Raw genomic sequence first — 17084 nt, 5'->3', positions numbered from 1 at the left:
TCGCCCGGCTCACCGCCGCGGGCCACACCGGCGTGATCGGCCCTTCGGGTGACTGCCGCGCGAACTGCGCGCCGCCGCCAGGTAGTGGAGCCGATGAGCGTCACCCCGCCGCGTGCCGCCGAGCCGCGGGCCACCGGGGAAGCGTCGCCGAGTCGCGGGCCGCCCGCGCCAACGGCGACGGCTCGCTCGACCACTCGGCGCTGCTGCGCGGCGTCGAGCGGCTCTCCGGCCGCGAGGTCGGCTGACATCCCGGGGGCTCCCGGGCGGAGCGCCCGGCTCCGAACTCCTCCTGGCGGCGTGTACCCGTTCCGGTCGTGCCGGCGCCGCCAGGAGGCCGCACTCGGCTGGCGAGCGGGCCGGGGCTCATCCGCCCGCCCGCCGGTCGAACCAGGCCCGCGACGCGTACGTCCCGCCGTGGGGGCGCCTCGATCGAGCCCGGTACGCGTGGCCCGGCTTCGTCCCCGCCGAGGGAGGCCTCCCGTACGCCCGGCCACGCAGATTGAGGGGCTCGCATCCCGAGCCACCCGGGCCCATGCTGGACGCACGCGCGTCGGGCGCACGTCTGCCGGGCGCGCGTCTGTCGGATGCATGCCTGCCGGACGCACGCCTGCCGGACGCGCGCCTGCCGGACGCACGCATGTCGGACGCACGCCGCAGGACCACCGCCAGACCCGTACGGAAACGAGGACCGCGCCATGCCACCCACCCCCCACGAGGGCCATGTGGTCGTCGCCCCCGACAAGTTCAAGGGCAGCCTGGAGGGCGCCGAGGCGGCGGCCCGGATCGCCGCCGGCATCCGGCGCGCCGCGCCCGGCACCGAGGTGCGCGAACTGCCCGTCGCCGACGGCGGCGAGGGCACCCTGGCCGCCGCGCTCGCGGCCGGCTTCAGCAGGGTCCCGGCCGAGGTGGTCGGCCCGACCGGACTGCCGGTGGACGCCGCGCTGGCCGTCCGGGACGACACCGCCGTGGTCGAGCTCGCGCAGGCCTCGGGCCTGGCCCGGCTGCCCGGCGGCCGGGCAGCCCCGCTCACGGCCGGGTCCTACGGGGTCGGCCAGCTGATCGCCAAGGCGGTCTCGCTCGGCGTCAAGCGGATCGTCCTGGGACTCGGCGGCAGCGCCTGTACGGACGGCGGCGCCGGCATGGTGCAGGCCCTCGGGGCGCGGCTGCACGACGCAGACGGCGTCGAACTCCCGCCCGGTGGCGCCGCGTTGCGCCGGCTCGCGGAGATCGACCCCGGCCCGCTGGCCGACGCCCTGGGCGGGGTCGAGGTCGTGGTGGCCTGCGACGTGGACAACCCGCTGCTCGGGCCGCGCGGCGCCGCCGCCGTCTACGGCCCGCAGAAGGGCGCCGACGGCGCGGACCTGGTGGCGCTGGAAGCGGGGCTGACCCGGTTCGCCGACCTGGTCGCCGAGGCCACCGGGCGGGACGTCCGGGAGGCGCCCGGCGCCGGCGCCGCCGGCGGGGTGGGCTTCGCCGCCCTGGCCCTGCTCGGCGCGACCGTACGACCCGGCATCGAGCTGCTGCTCGACCTGCTGGGCTTCGACGCGGCCGTGCGCGGGGCACGCCTCGTCGTGACCGGCGAGGGCTGCCTGGACGCGCAGACGCTGCACGGCAAGGCCCCCGCCGGAGTCGCCGCGGCCGCCGCCCGGGCCGGGGTCCGGGTGGCCGCCGTGGCGGGCCGGCTGGAACTCACCGAACCCGAGTGGCGCGCCGCCGGTTTCACCGCCGCGATCGCCCTGACCGACCTGACCGACTCGACCGACCCGACCAACTCGACCGACCCGATCGACCCGAACGCCCTGGCCGGCCCGCCCGACCTGACAGACCTGGCCGAGCGGTCGGGGGAGAGCATGGCCAGGGCCGCCGAGCTGGCCGAACTCGCGGGGGAGCGGCTGGCCCAGCGCCTGCTGCCGGGCTGACCCCGTGCGCGCGGAGCCGCCGGACGCCGCCGACCCTCCAACGCCCGTCCATTGACGTTTTGTTGAAGACAGGCCTAGGCTCCCGGCAATCCTTCGCCTCCACCCGTGTTCGCGCACCACCGACTCCCAGGTTCCGGAGGTCTCCCATGCCCTTCAGCCAGCCGACGGTGATCCGCTCCCGACGGGCGGTCCTGCCCGACGGCGAGCACCCCGCGGACGTGCTGATCCAGGACGGGAGGATCGTCCGGACGGCCCCGCACGGCTCGCTCACGGCCGGTGGCGGCGAACTCGTCGACCTCGGCGGCACCGCGCTGCTGCCGGGCCTGGTCGACACCCACGTGCACGTCAACGAGCCCGGCCGCACCGAGTGGGAGGGCTTCGCCACCGCCACCCGGGCCGCCGCGGCCGGCGGCGTCACCACGATCGTCGACATGCCGCTCAACTCGATCCCGCCCACCACCACGGTGGCCGGGTTGGCGGCCAAGCGGAAGGCCGCCGAGGGCCAGGCCTGGGTCGACCTCGGGTTCTGGGGCGGCGCCGTCCCCGGCAACCTCGCGGACCTCGAACCCCTGTACCGGGAGGGCGTGTTCGGCTTCAAGAGCTTCCTCGCCCCCTCCGGGGTGGAGGAGTTCCCGCACCTCGAGGCCGCCGACCTGACGGCGGCGCTGGCCGAGCAGGCCCGGATCGGGGCGCTGGCGATCATCCACGCCGAGGACCCGGCCGTGCTCGCCGCCGCCCCGCAGCAACCCGGCGTCCACTACCGGGACTTCCTGGCCTCGCGGCCCGCCGACGCGGAGACCGCCGCCGTCGCCCACCTGCTCGCGGCGCTGTACCGGACCGGCGCCCACCGCACCGGCGCCCGGGTGCACGTCCTGCACGTCTCCTCCGCCGCCGTGCTGCCGCTGCTGCGGCGGGCCCGCGAGGACGGCGTACGGGTGACCGCCGAGACCTGTCCGCACTACCTGACCCTCGCCGCCGAGCAGGTGCCGGACGGCGACACCGCCTTCAAGTGCTGTCCGCCGATCCGCGACGAGGCCAACCGGGACGCGCTCTGGCAGGCCCTGGCGAACGGCGAGTTCATCGCCGTCGTCTCCGACCACTCACCGTCCACCCCCGACCTCAAACTGCTGCCCGAGTACGGCGGCAGCGGCGACTTCGCGGCCGCCTGGGGCGGCATCGCCTCGCTCCAGCTCGGCCTGCCGGCCGTCTGGACCGAGGCCCGCCGGCGCGGCCACGCCCTGGCCGACGTGGTGCGCTGGATGTCCGCCGGACCGGCCGCCCTGGGCGGTCTCACCGGCACCAAGGGCGCCATCGCCGCCGGCCACGACGCGGACCTGGTCGCCTTCGACCCCGACGGCGAGTTCGCCGTCCGGGCGAGCGGGCTGCACCACCGCAACCCGGTCACCCCGTACGCGGGCCGGACCCTCACCGGCGCGGTGCGCACCACCTGGCTGCGCGGTCGCGCGGTGGACCCTGCCGCCCGCCCCTTCGGCCGGCAGCTCGTCCGGCCGCACTCCCACCCCGACCCCACCTCACCGCCATCCCGTCCGAACCCGCCCAAGGAGAGTCAGTGACCACTGCCGGCACCCCGAGTGCTCCCTTCACCGAGCTGGTCGACCTGGCCTCCCGACCGCTCGGCGCGGGCGTCGTCGCCACCAACGAGGACACCTTCGCGGACGCCGAGAACCTGCTGGTCGCCGCGCCGGCCGAGTTCCGCCCGCACACCTTCGGCCACAAGGGCCAGATCATGGACGGCTGGGAGTCCAGGCGCCGTCGCGGACTCTCCGCCGAGCAACCGCACCCCACCGACGCGGACCACGACTGGGCGATCGTCCGGCTCGGTGCCGCCGGGGTGATCCGCGGCGTGGTCGTGGACACCGCCCACTTCACCGGCAACCACCCGGAGTCCGCCTCGGTCGAGGCCACGTCAGTCCCCGGCCACCCCTCGCCCGAAGAACTCCGGGCCGCCGAGTGGACCACGATCGTGCCGCGCACCGGGCTCAGGGGCGACACCGCCCACGAGTTCGCCGTCGCGGACGGCACCCGCTACACCCACGTGCGGCTGAACATCTTCCCGGACGGCGGCGTCGCCCGGCTGCGGGTGCACGGCGAGGTGCTCCCGGACCCGCGCGAACTCGAAGGCCTCACCTTCGACTTGGCCGCCCAGGAGTACGGCGGCGTGGCCGAGGCGGCGTCCGACCGCTACTTCTCCTCCCCGCACAACCTGAACGCTCCCGGCCGCGCCTGCGTCATGGGCGACGGTTGGGAGACCCGGCGTCGGCGCGACAAGGCCAACGACTGGGTGCGGATCGCCCTGGCCGGGGGCGGTGAGGTCCTGGCCGCCGAAGTGGACACCTCCTGCTTCGTCGCCAACGCCCCCGGCTGGGCCGACCTGATCGGCTTCGACGCCTCGACCGGGGCCCACCCGGCCGACGGCGAATGGTTCGAACTCCTGCCCCGCACCCGGCTCCAGCCCGACACCCGGCACCGCTTCCGGCTCGACGCGGGCCGCCCGGTGACCCACGTGCGCATCAACGTCTACCCGGACGGCGGCCTGGCCCGCCTCCGGCTCACCGGCCGCCTCACCGAGGCCGGTCGCACGGCCCTCGCGCTGCGCTGGTTCGACGCCCTCCCGGCCGCCGAGGCCCGTGCCGCCCTCGCCGCGGCCGGTGCCGCCGCCGGCGAGGCCGCCGCGCTGACCGCCGCCCGCCCGGTCGTCGACCCGACCGGGGCCGCGGCCGTCGTCCGGATCCTGCTCGGCTAGTCGACGGACCGTCGGTTCACCTCCGGAGTCACGAGCCCTACGCGTACGGGCCGCCCGGCCCGGACCGGCGACGCGCCGTCCCCGCCGCCGCACTCCTGCCCGGCGGTCGCGGAACGCGCCCCTGCCTCCTGGGTGGTGGGGGAGGGGCCGTCGCGTCCGCCCAGGTCGGCGGACGGTGCTACACGGATTGTTCACCGATATGTACGGACGGCAGTCGTCGGAGCCGCCGGGTCGATAGGCTGGTGCGTGCCCGCGGTCGCTCCGTGGGGGGACATCGGAAGGGGACGACATGTCGACACCAGCCCCGGGTCGTCACGCCGCGCTTGACCAGGGTCCGACGGGCCCGTTCACCTCCCTCCAGCACGCCCTCAGACTGCTGGAGGCGGTCGACCGCCACCCCGACGGTGCCACCCTGGTGGCCCTCGCCCGGGAGACCACGCTCGGGCTGCCCACCGTGCGGCGGCTCGCCGAGATCCTGGAGGTCGAGGGCTATCTCCAGTGCCAGGACGGGGGTTGGCTGCTGGGCGGCACCTTCGCGCTGCTCGGCCAGCACAACCGGGAGCAGCTGGTGAAGGCCAGGCTCAACCGCAAACTCGCGGAACTCCGGGACGAGTTGGGCGCCGCAGTGTACTTCGGCCGGTACCACGACGGCGAGTTGTCGGTGGAGGCGGTCTCGGCCGCCGACTACGCCCCGGCCGTGCAGGAGTGGGTGGACTTCAGGGCGACCGCGCACGCCAGCGCGATCGGCAAGTGCCTGCTCAGCCAGCTGGACGTGGACGCCCGGCGCGACCACCTCTCCCGGCACCCGGTCGCCCGGCTCACCTCCCGCACCGTCACCGATGCCGACCAGTTGATGCACCGGCTGGAGCGGCAGCCGGCCACGGTGCCGGTGCTCGACATCCAGGAGTACGCGCTGGGCACGGTGTGCGCGGCGGTGCCGATCACGGCGGGCAGCACGGTCGGCTGTCTGGCCACCTCGATGCCGGCGGACAACATCCACAAGCTGAAGGCCGCCGCCGAGCTGCTCGCGGCCCGGGCGGCGCCGCTGATGCTGGCGATGGCGGTCTGACGGCGGGTCGGCGGTCGCACGCGGTCAGGGGAAGCCCTGCCGGGAAACCGGTGGGGCTTCCCGTGTTTCCCGTGGCGTCGGCCGGTGCACATCACTTATTAGACTCGATGTCGATAAGGGTGGGCGAAACCCTTGTCCCCAGGGCTACCCGCGAGTACGTTTCCCTGGAACCGAGCCGCCGCCCCCAGGTCAGGAGGGCCTGCCATGCCCCGTTCCACCCTCGTCCCCGCCCTCGCCGCCCCCGCCGCGCGCGTGCACGACAACCTCGTCCTGGAGCCCCGGGACGTCCGCTTCGACTGGGCCCAGCTGCCGCTGCACTGGATCCCGGACGAGCCGATGGCCACCCACGTCATCAACGTGCTGCACCTGCTGCTGCCCGAGGGGGAGCGCTGGTTCGTCAAGGTGTTCAAGGAGGCGTTGCCGCTCATCCGGGACGAGCAACTGCGCGAGGAGGTCCTCGGGTTCATCGGGCAGGAGGCCATCCACGCCGAGGCGCACCAGGAGGTCCTGGACCACCTGCTCGCCCAGGGACTCGACCCGAGGCCGTACGTCCGGCAGATCTCCTGGCTGTTCCAGCGGGTCCTCGGCGACAAGCCGGGGCTGACGGCGGCCCGGCAGCGGGAGAGCGTCATCGAGCGGGTCGCCTTCATCGCGGCGATCGAGCACTTCACCGCCTTCCTCGGCAACTGGGCCCTCAACTCCCCGGGTCTGGACCGCGCCAAGGCCGACCCGACGATGCTGGACCTGCTGCGCTGGCACGGCGCGGAGGAGGTCGAGCACCGCAGCGTCGCCTACGACCTGATGGTCCATCTGGACCCGGGCTACCTGCGCCGGGTGCGCGGGATGGTGTTCTCGGGGCCGCTGCTGGTCCACCTCTGGGTGCGCGGCGCCCGCTTCCTGCTCGTCGCCGACCCCACCCTGGAGGGGCGGCTCAAGCCCACCTGGCGGGAGGCGGGCCGGATCGCCAAACGCGGACTGCTGCCGGACCCGTTCAGGTCGATCCGCTCCGGGCTGCGCTACCTGCGGCCGGGCTACCACCCGACCCAGGAGGGCTCGTCCAGCCAGGCGCTGGGCTACCTCGCCACCTCCCCGGCCGCCCGCGCGGCTGCCGGGCGCGGCTGACGGCCGACAGGTTTCAGCGAACAGATGACGTTATCTGTTCGCTGAACTCTGTTCGCTGAAATCTGACATCCGAAACCTGTCAGCTGTCGCCCGCCGCCCGCCCGCCGCCCCGCTCCCACCCCAAGGACCCCGCCGGATGGACCAGCTCACCCCGCCCCCCGACCTCTACGGCCGCCCCCGCGCCGACGGCTTCATGCGCTGGCTCACCGCCTTCGGCGACCGCTACCACCCGGCCCTCGGTGGCCCGCTGCTGCGCCGCAACCCCCGCCGCCCGTACAGCCGCCCCACCCCTGCGCTCCGCCTGGTCGTCGCCGAGCGCCGCCAACTTGCCGCCGACGTCGTCGAGTTGACCCTCGTCGACCCCTCCGGCAGTCCGCTGCCCGGCTGGCAGCCCGGCGCCCACCTGCGCCTCGTCCTGCCCTCCGGCCGCGAGCGCCACTACTCCCTCAGCGGCGACCCGGCCGACCGCACCGCCTACCGCATCGCCGTCCGACGGCTGCCCGAGGGCGGCGGCGGGTCCGTCGAGGTCCACGACGCCCTGCACCCCGGCACCCGGCTCACCGCCCGTCGCCCGCGCAACGGCTTCGCCTTCTGCGCCGAGCCCGCCGTCCTCCTGCTGGCCGGCGGCATCGGCATCACCCCGCTGCTCCCGATGGCCCGCGAGGCGCAGCGCCACGGCCTGGACTGGCGCCTAGTGCACGTCGGCCGCAGCGCCGACACCCTCCCGTACACGGACGAGCTGCGGGCCCTCGATCCGCGCCGGGTGCTGCTGCGCACCGACGACGAGCACGGCGGCGTCCCCACCGGCGCCGAACTGCTCGCCCACGCCCCGCGCGGCGCCGCCGTCTACTGCTGCGGCCCGGCCCCGATGCTCACCGCCGTGCAGCGCGCCCTGGACGGCTCTCCGGCCGCCTCGCTGCACTTCGAGCGCTTCGGAGCCGCCCCGATCGCCGACGGCGAGCCCTTCACCGTCCGCCTCGGCGTCGACGGCCCCGCCCTCGACGTCCCCGCCGACCGCTCCGCCCTGGACGTGCTGCGCGAGGCCCGCCCGGACCTCCCGTACTCCTGCCACCAGGGCTTCTGCGGCACCTGCGAGGTCCGCGTGCTGGCCGGCTCGCCCGATCACCGGGACCGCCGCCTCACCCCCGAGCAGCGCGCCGCCGGCGCCCTGCTGCCCTGCGTCTCCCGGGCCGCTGAGGGCGAGACCCTCGTGCTGGACCTCTAGAAGGAGCCCCTCACCATGGCGAAAGCGACCCCCGCCTTCCGCTACACCGAGCGTGACCTCACCCGCTTCCGCGAGACCCAGCAGCTCGCCTACCACTGCGCCGAACAGGTCGCCGCCTGGATCGAACCCGGCGTCACCGAGCGGCAGGCCACCGCCGAGCTGCGCCGCCGCCTGGTCGCCGCCGGGGTGCAGGACTTCTTCCACGTCCCCTTCGCCTGGTTCGGCGACCGGACGGCGTTCCGGCACTTCCACACCCCGCTGCAGTTCTTCGCCGGCAACCGCCGGCTGGAGGAGGGCATGCCGTACGTGCTGGACTGCGCGCCCGTGGTGGACGGCTACACCGCCGACATCGGCTACGGCGGCAAGGTCGGCGAGAACCGGGTCTGGGACCGCCTGGCCGCCGACCTCGAGGTCTACCGCGAGCTGATCCTCCAGGAGGTGCGGGCCCGCAAGCCGCTCTCCGAGGTGTACGCCGCGGTCGACGCCCAGATCGCCGCGCACGGCTACGACAACCGCCACCAGGTGTACCCGGGCCGGGTGATCGGCCACCAGGTCACCCGCAACACCGCGCGCGGCCCCGCCGGGGTGAACGTCCTCGGCTTCGGCGTGCGCACCCTCCAGACCCTCGGCCGTGAGCTGATCTCCGAGCGGCTGCACGGCCGTTCACCGCTCTGGGCGGACGGGCGCTCGTCCCGGCACGCGCCCACCCCGGGCCTGTGGGCGGTCGAACCGCACATCGGCTTCCGGGGTGTGGGCATCAAGTTCGAGGAACTGCTGGTGGTCACCGAGGACGACGCCTACTGGCTCGACCACGACCTGCCGCACGTCCGCCGCTGGACCGCGACCACCGGGCAGACTGCCACCCAGAACACCGCCGCCATCCAGAACACCGCCGACACCCAGAACGCCGCCGCCACCGAGCCGACCACCCTGGAGGCCACCCGATGACGAGCCCGTCGCAGCGCCGCCCGGCGAAGACCCCGGCGAAAACCCCGGCGAAGACCCCGGCGGCGCCCCCGGAGCGCCGCCGGACCGTCCACTCCGGCGGCCTCCCACTCGCCGTCTTCGAGCAGGGCGACCCGGACGCCCCCACCGTCCTCCTCGTACACGGCTACCCCGACACCCACGCCGTCTGGGACGACATCGCCGCCGACCTCGCCCGCGACCACCACGTGGTCCGCTACGACGTGCGCGGCGCCGGCGAGTCCGCCGCGCCCGCCGACCGGTCCGGCTACCGCCTGGAGCACCTCGCCGAGGACCTGTTCGCCGTCGCCGACGCCGTCAGCCCGGACCGCCCGGTCCACCTGGTCGCCCACGACTGGGGCTCGATCCAGTCCTGGGAGGCCGTCACCGCGCCCGGCGCCGAGCGCCGGATCGCCTCCTACACGACCCTGTCCGGCCCCAGCCTGGACCACATGGGCTACTGGCTGCGCCACCGGCTGCGCCGCCCCACTCCCCGCCACCTCAAGCAGCTGCTGCACCAGGGCCTGCACTCCTGGTACATCACCGCCTTCCACCTGCCCTACCTCGCCCCCGGCGTCTGGCGCCTCGGCCTGGCCCGGGCCTGGCCGCGGGTGCTGCGCGACCTGGAGCACGTCACCCCGCGCGCCGACCACCCGCAGCCCAGCCTGCGCCGCGACGCGGTCCGCGGCATCGAGCTGTACCGGGCCAACTTCCGCCCCACCCTGGGAAGTCCGCGCGAGCGGCCGACCGAGGTGCCGGTCCAGCTGATCACCCTCACCCGGGACCGGTACGTCGGCACCTACCTCTCCGAGGGGCTGGAGCGCTGGGCACCCGAACTGACCCGCAGGACGCTGCACGCCGGCCACTGGTCGGCGCTGCTGGAGAAGGGAGCCACCGTGGCCGGGATGGTCCGCGAGTTCACCGCCCGCATCGACACGGGGCAGGGCCGAGGGGCCGAGGGCGACGGCCGGCTGGTCGTGGTCACCGGCGGCGGCAGCGGCATCGGCCGGGCCACCGCGCTTGCCTTCGCCGAGGACGGCGCCCGGGTGGTGGTCTGCGACCTCGACCTCGCGGCCGCCGAGCGCACCGCCGAACTCGCCTCGCTGATCGGCGCGAAGGCGCACGCCTACCGGGTGGACGTCTCCGACGGTGCCGCGATGGACGCCTTCGCGCAGACCGTCGCCGCCGAGCACGGCGTGCCCGACGTCATGGTCAACAACGCGGGCATCGGGCACTCCGGGACGTTCCTGCAGACCACCGAGAAGGAGTGGCAGCGGGTCCTGGACGTCAACCTCTGGGGCGTGATCCACGGCTGCCGCGCCTTCGGCACCCTGATGGCCGACCGCGGCCAGGGCGGCCACATCGTCAACGTCTCCTCGGCCGCCGCCTACCTGCCCTCCAAGGCGCTCACCGCCTACGCCACCAGCAAGGCCGCGGTGTTCATGCTCTCGGACTGCCTGCGCGCCGAGTTCGTCGCCCACGGCATCGGCGTCTCCACCATCTGCCCCGGCATCGTCAACACCAACATCACCCGCACCTCCACCTTCTCCGCCACCACCTCCACCGAGCAGGCCGCCAAGCAGGCCCGCGCCGCCAGGCTCTACGCCCGCCGCGGCTTCCCCCCGGAGAAGGTCGCCACCGCCATCCTCACCGCCGTCCGCACCGGCCGCCCCGTCGTCCCCGTCACCCCCGAGGCCAAGGCCGCCCGCTTCCTCTCCCGCCTCAGCCCCGGCCTGCTGCGCCTCGCCGCCCGCCTCGACGTCACCTGACCGGGCTTCGCAGGCGGACCCCGCCCCGGGTGGCCCGCAGCGGCCGCCCGGGGCTGTGAGAGCATCGAGGCCCATGGAGATGACAACGGCCCTGTGGTCCTTCGCCCTCGTCGTGGGGTTGCTGACGCTCACCCCCGGGCTCGACACCGCGCTGATCCTGCGGACCTCGGCGCTGGGGCGGCGCCGGCAGGCGTGGGGGGTCGTGCTGGGGATCCAGACCGGGACGCTGCTCTGGGGGACGCTGACCTCGGCCGGGGTGACGGCGCTGCTGACCGCCTCGCAGGTGGGGTACGAGATCCTGCGCTGGGCGGGTGCGGCGTACCTGGTGTGGATGGGCATCGGGATGCTGCGCAACCGGGGCGGCGAGGCGGCGGCCGAGGAGGAACCGGAGGACGGCGGGTTCGCGCACGGCTGGCGGCGGGGCACGCTGACCAACCTGCTGAACCCCAAGGTCGGGGTCTTCTACGTCGCCGTGCTGCCGCAGTTCATCCCGGCCGGGGCCCCGCACTTCGCCGCGGGCGTGGCGCTGACCTGCGTGCACGTCGTGGAGGGCCTGCTCTGGTCGACCGTCCTGGTGGGCTTCGCTCAGGCGCTGCGCGGCTGGCTGCGCCGGCCGGCCGCCCGACGGCTGATGGACCGGGTGACCGGCGCGGTCGTGGTGGGCTTCGGCGTGAAGCTGGCACTGAGCGACTGACCCGGCTCGCTCGGTTCGTCCTCGTTCGTCCCTGTTCGTTTCCGTTCGTTCCCGTTCAGGCCGCGTGAGTACGGGGCTCCGGGCGGCCCGCGGTGGCGCCCCCGACGTCCCCGTCGCCCCCGTCGCTCTCCGCTTCCCGGCTGGGCGGGTCGTGGTGGATCGGCCCGTCCGAGGCGCTCAGCGGCAGGCAGCTGCCGCCGCGCCGGTGGGCGACGATCTCGGCGGCGACCGAGACCGCCGTCTCCTCCGGGGTGCGGGAGCCGAGGTCCAGGCCGATCGGGGAGCGCAGCCGGGCCAGCTCGGCCTCGGTGAGCCCCGCTTCGCGCAGCCGGGCCACGCGTTCGCGGTCGGTGCGGCGCGAGCCCATCGCGCCGACGTAGCCGACCGGCAGCCGCAGGGCGCGTTCCAGCAGCGGGATGTCGAACTTGGCGTCGTGGGTGAGCACGCACAGCACGGTGCGTCCGTCGATCCGGCCGTGCTGGGAGTCCAGGTAGCGGTGCGGCCAGTCGACCACCACCTCGTCGGCCTCGGGGAAGCGACGAGCGGTGGCGAAGACCGGCCGGGCGTCGCAGACGGTCACGTGGTAGCCGAGGAACTTGCCGATCCGCACCACCGCGGCCGCGAAGTCGATCGCCCCGAAGACCAGCATCCGCGGCGCGGGCACGTACGACTCGACGAAGCAGGTGACGGTGCCCTGCCGGCGGTCGTCGCAGGGGCGTCCGTCCAGGCCGAGTACGAGCCGGCCGGTGCGTCCGGCCTCCAGCATCGCCCGGGCCTGCGCGACGACCGCCCGCTGCAGGCCGCCGACCGCCCGCTGCAGACCGCCGACCGTCGAGGGGGCCGGCGAGAGCGCGCCCTCGACGCCGTCGGCGGTGACCGCCAAGGTGGCCCCGACCAGCCCGTCCGGCCCGGCGATCACCCGCACCAGCGCCACCGGTGTGCCCGCCGCGACGTGGGCGATCCCGGCGTCCAGTCCGGTGTCGGCCCCCGGCGCCACCGGCTGGACGAAGACGTCCAGGACGCCGCCGCAGGTCAGCCCCACCGCGAAGGCGTCCTCGTCGCTGTACCCGAAGCGTTCCAGGGCCGGCCGGCCGCTCGCGATGGCGGCCTGGCACAGCTCGTACACCGCGCCCTCGACGCACCCGCCGGAGACGCTGCCCACCGCCTCGCCGTCGGCGTCCACGGCCAGCGCGGCTCCGGGGTCGCGCGGAGCGCTGCCGCAGACGCCGACCACGGTGGCCACGGCGAAGGAACGCCCGGTCGCGTGCCAGGCCAGCAGCTGCTCGGCGATGTCCTGCATGGGGTGAGGCTCCTTACACGGTTCCGACAGTAGCGGGCGGCGCCGCCGTAGGGGAAACGATCCCGTACGACAGCGGTGCCGCCCAAGGCCGCTGCCCAGGGCGCTACCGCGCGAGGCCGTGCTGTCGGCTGAGCCCCGGCCGGGGCTCAGCCCGGCCGCTCGGTGGTCAGGTGCTCCGGCCGCACCGGGATCCGGTTGAGCGCCAGCCCGGTGGCGTCGCGGATGGCGGCCACGATGGACGGCGTCGCCGAGACGGTCGGCGCCTCGCCGACCCCGCGCAGCCCGTACGGCGCGTTGGGATCGGGCAGTTCGAGCAGTTCCACCGGGATCGGCGGGGTGTCCAGGATGGTGGGGATCAGGTAGTCGGTGAAGGAGGCGTTGCGCACCTTGCCGTCCCGCAGGACGATCTCCTCCATCACCGCGAGGCCCAGCGCCTGGGTGCAGCCGCCCTGGATCTGGCCGACCACGGAGAGCGGGTTGAGCGCCTTGCCGACGTCCTGGACGGCGGTGAGCTCGACCACCTTGACCAGGCCCAGTTCCACGTCCACGTCCACCACCGCGCGGTTGGCGCAGAAGGAGTACTGGACGTGGCCGAAGCCCTGGCCGGTCTCCCTGTCGAAGGGCTGCGTGGGCCGGTGGCGGTGCACGCGGGTCTGCTCGACGGCCCCGTCGCCGAGCAGGTCGACGACGGGGACCAGCACGCCGGCGGTCCTCGACACCACCTTGCCGCCGGCCAGCACCAGGTCGTCGTGGGTCCAGCCGTAGCGCCGGCGGCCCCGGTCGAGCAGTTCCCGGCGCACCGCCTCGGCGGCCAGCTTCACCGCGCCGCCGGTCATGTACGTCTGGCGCGAGGCGGAGGTCGAGCCGGCCGAGCCCACCGAGGTGTCGGCCGGGTGGATGGTGACCCGCTCGACGCCCAGCTCGGTGCGGGCGATCTGGGCGTGCACGGTGACGCCGCCCTGGCCGACCTCGGCCGCCGCGGTGTGCACCATGGCGACCGGCTCGCCGCCGATCGCCTCCAGCCGCACCCGGGCGGTGGAGTAGTCGTCGAACCCCTCGGAGAAGCCGACGTTCTTGATCCCGACGGAGTAGCCGACGCCGCGCACGATCCCTTCGCCGTGCGAGGTGTTGGACAGCCCGCCGGGCAGCCGGCGCAGGTCGGGGCGCTCGGTGTCCAGCGGCGGCGGAAGCGGCATCTCCTTGGCCCGGCGCAGCAGTTCGGCGACCGGAGCGGGCGCGTCGATCTGCTGCCCGGTGGGCATGGAGTCGCCCTGCGAGACGGCGTTGATCTGCCGCAGCTCCACCGGGTCCATGCCCAGTTCGGCGGCCAGCTTGTCCATCTGCGACTCGTAGCCGAACGCCGCCTGCACCGCGCCGAAGCCGCGCATCGCCCCGCAGGACGGGTTGTTGCTGTACAGCGCGAGGGCGTGCATCCGCACGTTCGGGATCACGTACGGGCCGTGCCCGAGCGAGGCCGCGTTGCCGACCACGGCGGGGGAGGTGGAGGCGTACGCGCCGCCGTCCAGCACGATCCGGCAGTCGGCGAAGACCAGCTTGCCGTCCCGGGTGGCGCCGTGCTCGTAGTGCATCCGCGCGGGGTGGCGGTGCACGTGGCCGAAGAAGGACTCGTCCCGGGAGTAGACGATCTTGACCGGTTTGCCGGTGCGCTGGGCCAGCAGGCAGGCGTGGATCTGCATCGACAGGTCCTCGCGGCCGCCGAACGCGCCGCCGACGCCGGCCAGGGTGAGCCGGACCTTCTCCTCCGGCAGGCCGAGCACCGGAGCCATCTGCCGGCGGTCCGCGTGCAGCCACTGGGTGGCGACGTAGAGGTCGACGCCGCCGTCCTCGGCGGGCACCGCGAGGCCGGACTCCGGGCCGAGGAAGGCCTGGTCCTGCATGCCGACCTCGTAGTCGCCGCTGACGATCACGTCGGCCAGCGCCCGCACCTCGTCGGTCACGCCGCGGCCGGAGACCAGCCGCTGCTCGTGGCAGATGTTGCCGTACGCATGGGACTTGTACGCGTGCGGCTCGTGCACGTACCCGTACGTCTCCGGGTCGAGGCACTGCTCCTCGGTGACGATCGGGGTGAGCACCTCGTACTCGACCGCGATCTTCCTCGCCGCGCGCCGGGCCGTCTCCGGGTGGTCGGCCGCGACCAGCGCGACGGGCTCGCCGTGGTAGCGGATCCGGTCGATCGCCAGGGCCGGCTGGTCCTGGACGTCCAGGCCGTAGTACTTGGTGCCGGGGATGTCCTCGTGGGTCAGCACCGCGTACACCCCGGGCACCTTGAGCGCCTCGGAGAGGTCCACCGAGAGGATGTTCGCCCGGGGGTGCGGCGAGCGCAGCGCCGTGCCCCACAGCATGTCCTCGTGCCAGAGGTCGGAGGAGTAGGCGAACTCGCCCCGGACCTTCAGGTTGCCGTCCGGGCGCAGCGGCGAGCCGCCGATGCCGTCCTTGGACGCCTGGTCGATGCTCCGGAGGTTCTTCTGCCCCTGGATGGTCCGCCGGACCGCCCGGCCGCTCGTGGCACCGCTCGCGACACCACCCGTGCCGCCGCCCGTGCCCAAGTCGCCGCCCGCGCCGCCGCCCGTGCCACCGCTCGCCGCGCCGCTCATCGCGCACCGGCCTTCCCCGCGCCGCCCATGCGGGCCGAGGCCAGCCGCACCGCGTCCAGGATCTTCTCGTAGCCCGTGCAGCGGCACAGGTTGCCGGACAGCGCCTCGCGGATGTCGTCGTCGCTCGGCCGCGGGTCGTCCGCCAGCAGCGCGTCGGTCTGCACCAGCAGCCCGGGGGTGCAGAAGCCGCACTGGACGGCGCCGGCGTCGACGAACGCCTGCTGGACCGGGCCCAGTTCGCCGTCCTGCCCGCTCAGGCCCTCGACCGTGCGCACCTCGCGGTCCTGCACCTGTCCGGCCGCGACCAGGCAGGAGCAGACCGGGACGCCGTCCAGGTAGACGGTGCAGGAGCCGCACTCGCCCTGCTCGCAGGCGTTCTTCGAGCCGGGCAGGCCGACCCGCTCGCGCAGCACGTACAGCAGGCTCTCGCCCTCCCACACGTCGTCGGCCTCGACCGGCTTGCCGTTGGCGGTGAAAGTGACCCTCATGCCGCGCTCCTGATCTGCTTGCCGTAGTCGTTCCAGGTCCAGGTGAGGGTGCGGCGGGCCATCACGGCGAGCGCGTGCCGGCGGTAGTCGGCGGTGCCCCGGACGTCGTCGATCGGCGAGGCCGCGGCCTTCACCAGCTCGCCGAAGCGCCGGACCACCTCGGCGCCCAGCGGCTCCCCGGACTCCCACAGGCCCCGCTCGGCGAGCACGCCCCGGAGGTACTCCTCGGCCTCGACGGCGCGGCGCGGCGTGGGGGCGGCCGAGCCGATGCCGGTGCCGACGGTGCCGCTGCGCGGGTGCAGGGCAAGACCGAACGCGCAGACCGCGATCACCATGGCGTTGCGGGTGCCGATCTTCGAGAACTGCTGCGGCCCGTCCGCCACCGGGACGTGCACGGCCCGGATCAGCTCGTCGGCCGCCAGGCAGTTGCGCTTCACCCCGGTGTAGAAGTCGTCGATCGGGATCATCCGGGTGCCGCGCACCGAGGCCGCCTCGACGAACACGTCCCGCCCGGCCGCCAGCAGCGCCGGGTGCGAGTCGCCGGCCGGGGAGGCCGCGCCGAGGTTGCCGCCGACGCTGCCGCGGTTGCGGATCTGCGGCGAGCCGACGGTGCGGGCCGCCAGCGCCAGCCCGGGCAGCGGGCCGGACAGCTCCGCGATGATCCGGGCGTAGGGGACGGCGGCGCCGAGCCGGACGACGCCGCCGTCCTCGGACCACGAGGTGAGTTCGGCGATGCGGTTCAGGTCGAGGATCGCGGACGGCCGGTGCATGTCGAAGTTCAGCTCGACCATGACGTCCGTGCCGCCCGACAGGGGCAGCGCCGTCGGCTGTTCGGCCTTCACCGCGAGTGCCTCGTCCCAGGTGGCGGGCCGAAGGAACTCCATGCGGGTGTCTCCTCACGTCGTCGCCCGCCGGATGTCCGGAGGCGTGTCGCCCAGTGAACCGCTGTGACGCGGCCCACTGGCAGTCACCGATGGCATGAAGCCCCGGCTGTGAGCCCGCCCGGCATCCTGTACGTTCCTCTAAGGAGGGGAATCCCGCAGCCCAGGTGTTCGCCGGGTGCTACCTACGACCGTAATCCCGGCCGTGACGCGAGGGCTACGGACCCGCACACGCCCCTACGGCCAGGCCCTATCGTTACCCCTTCGTTCCTCCC

14 protein-coding genes are annotated in these 17084 nt (G+C 74.6%); 10 read left to right on the top strand and 4 right to left on the bottom strand.

Annotated elements, in window-relative coordinates; genetic code table 11:
- Window positions 1–32 precede the first annotated feature (32 nt).
- The 10 genes from ACWDBB_RS08540 (at window position 33) to ACWDBB_RS08495 (ending at window position 11525) form a co-directional block, all read left to right on the top strand.
- On the top strand, window positions 33–245 hold the full coding sequence (locus ACWDBB_RS08540; RefSeq protein WP_449788889.1) for a hypothetical protein: 213 nt from the start codon (window positions 33–35) through the stop codon (window positions 243–245).
- A 450-nt stretch (window positions 246–695) separates the two neighbouring features.
- Window positions 696–1919, top strand: coding sequence for a glycerate kinase (locus ACWDBB_RS08535; RefSeq protein ID WP_449788841.1), 1224 nt, complete (start codon window positions 696–698; stop codon window positions 1917–1919).
- A gap of 146 nt (window positions 1920–2065) precedes the next feature.
- The gene (gene allB / locus ACWDBB_RS08530; RefSeq protein WP_449788840.1) at window positions 2066–3493 is read left to right on the top strand and encodes an allantoinase AllB; all 1428 of its coding nucleotides are present in this window, start codon (window positions 2066–2068) and stop codon (window positions 3491–3493) included.
- Entirely contained in the window at window positions 3490–4683 is a 1194-nt protein-coding gene (gene alc / locus ACWDBB_RS08525; RefSeq protein ID WP_449788839.1) for an allantoicase, read from the top strand. The genes allB and alc overlap by 4 nt, the downstream gene beginning before the upstream one ends.
- A 289-nt stretch (window positions 4684–4972) precedes the next feature.
- Entirely contained in the window at window positions 4973–5752 is a 780-nt protein-coding gene (locus ACWDBB_RS08520; RefSeq protein WP_449788838.1) for an IclR family transcriptional regulator, read from the top strand.
- Window positions 5753–5956: 204 nt separating this feature from the next.
- Window positions 5957–6874 (top strand): metal-dependent hydrolase, encoded by a 918-nt coding sequence (locus ACWDBB_RS08515; protein ID WP_449788837.1) that lies wholly within the window; start codon window positions 5957–5959, stop codon window positions 6872–6874.
- Between the two features lie 136 nt (window positions 6875–7010).
- Entirely contained in the window at window positions 7011–8099 is a 1089-nt protein-coding gene (locus ACWDBB_RS08510) for a PDR/VanB family oxidoreductase (protein WP_449788836.1), read from the top strand.
- Between the two features lie 15 nt (window positions 8100–8114).
- Window positions 8115–9047: a M24 family metallopeptidase gene (locus ACWDBB_RS08505; RefSeq protein WP_449788835.1), complete on the top strand. Its 933-nt coding sequence runs from the start codon at window positions 8115–8117 to the stop codon at window positions 9045–9047.
- Complete coding sequence (locus ACWDBB_RS08500) at window positions 9044–10831, top strand: SDR family oxidoreductase (RefSeq protein ID WP_449788834.1); 1788 nt, start codon at window positions 9044–9046, stop codon at window positions 10829–10831. The genes ACWDBB_RS08505 and ACWDBB_RS08500 overlap by 4 nt, the downstream gene beginning before the upstream one ends.
- A 73-nt stretch (window positions 10832–10904) precedes the next feature.
- Entirely contained in the window at window positions 10905–11525 is a 621-nt protein-coding gene (locus ACWDBB_RS08495) for a LysE family translocator (protein ID WP_392922023.1), read from the top strand.
- Between the two features lie 55 nt (window positions 11526–11580).
- On the opposite strand, the gene ACWDBB_RS08490 is transcribed toward ACWDBB_RS08495, so the two are convergent.
- The 4 genes from ACWDBB_RS08490 to ACWDBB_RS08475 all read right to left on the bottom strand — a co-directional run bounded on the left by ACWDBB_RS08490 (window position 11581) and on the right by ACWDBB_RS08475 (window position 16812).
- Entirely contained in the window at window positions 11581–12825 is a 1245-nt protein-coding gene (locus tag ACWDBB_RS08490) for an XdhC family protein (RefSeq protein WP_449788833.1), read from the bottom strand.
- Window positions 12826–12971: 146 nt separating this feature from the next.
- Complete coding sequence (gene pucD, locus ACWDBB_RS08485) at window positions 12972–15440, bottom strand: xanthine dehydrogenase subunit D (RefSeq protein WP_449788832.1); 2469 nt, start codon at window positions 15438–15440, stop codon at window positions 12972–12974.
- Window positions 15437–15928: a (2Fe-2S)-binding protein gene (locus ACWDBB_RS08480; RefSeq protein WP_449788831.1), complete on the bottom strand. Its 492-nt coding sequence runs from the start codon at window positions 15926–15928 to the stop codon at window positions 15437–15439. Before ACWDBB_RS08480 ends, pucD begins: the two co-directional genes overlap by 4 nt.
- Window positions 15925–16812, bottom strand: a complete 888-nt coding sequence (locus ACWDBB_RS08475) for an FAD binding domain-containing protein (protein ID WP_449788830.1) — start codon at window positions 16810–16812, stop codon at window positions 15925–15927. The genes ACWDBB_RS08480 and ACWDBB_RS08475 overlap by 4 nt, the downstream gene beginning before the upstream one ends.
- Window positions 16813–17084 lie beyond the last annotated feature (272 nt).

Source organism: Kitasatospora sp. NPDC001095 (assembly GCF_053598615.1).
The sequence above is the reverse complement of the archived record's forward strand: the minus strand, read 5'-3'. Positions and strand labels throughout refer to the sequence as shown.

Bases quoted from the DNA above. Each gene is read 5' to 3' on its own strand.
- ACWDBB_RS08495 (WP_392922023.1), top strand. From the start codon at position 10,905: ATGGAGATGACAACGGCCCTGTGGTCCTTCGCCCTCGTCGTGGGGTTG.
- ACWDBB_RS08535 (WP_449788841.1), top strand. From the start codon at position 696: ATGCCACCCACCCCCCACGAGGGCCATGTGGTCGTCGCCCCCGACAAG.
- ACWDBB_RS08490 (WP_449788833.1), bottom strand. From the start codon at position 12,825: ATGCAGGACATCGCCGAGCAGCTGCTGGCCTGGCACGCGACCGGGCGT.
- ACWDBB_RS08480 (WP_449788831.1), bottom strand. From the start codon at position 15,928: ATGAGGGTCACTTTCACCGCCAACGGCAAGCCGGTCGAGGCCGACGAC.
- ACWDBB_RS08505 (WP_449788835.1), top strand. From the start codon at position 8,115: ATGGCGAAAGCGACCCCCGCCTTCCGCTACACCGAGCGTGACCTCACC.
- ACWDBB_RS08520 (WP_449788838.1), top strand. From the start codon at position 4,973: ATGTCGACACCAGCCCCGGGTCGTCACGCCGCGCTTGACCAGGGTCCG.
- allB (WP_449788840.1), top strand. From the start codon at position 2,066: ATGCCCTTCAGCCAGCCGACGGTGATCCGCTCCCGACGGGCGGTCCTG.
- ACWDBB_RS08515 (WP_449788837.1), top strand. From the start codon at position 5,957: ATGCCCCGTTCCACCCTCGTCCCCGCCCTCGCCGCCCCCGCCGCGCGC.
- pucD (WP_449788832.1), bottom strand. From the start codon at position 15,440: ATGAGCGGCGCGGCGAGCGGTGGCACGGGCGGCGGCGCGGGCGGCGAC.
- ACWDBB_RS08510 (WP_449788836.1), top strand. From the start codon at position 7,011: ATGGACCAGCTCACCCCGCCCCCCGACCTCTACGGCCGCCCCCGCGCC.
- ACWDBB_RS08475 (WP_449788830.1), bottom strand. From the start codon at position 16,812: ATGGAGTTCCTTCGGCCCGCCACCTGGGACGAGGCACTCGCGGTGAAG.
- ACWDBB_RS08500 (WP_449788834.1), top strand. From the start codon at position 9,044: ATGACGAGCCCGTCGCAGCGCCGCCCGGCGAAGACCCCGGCGAAAACC.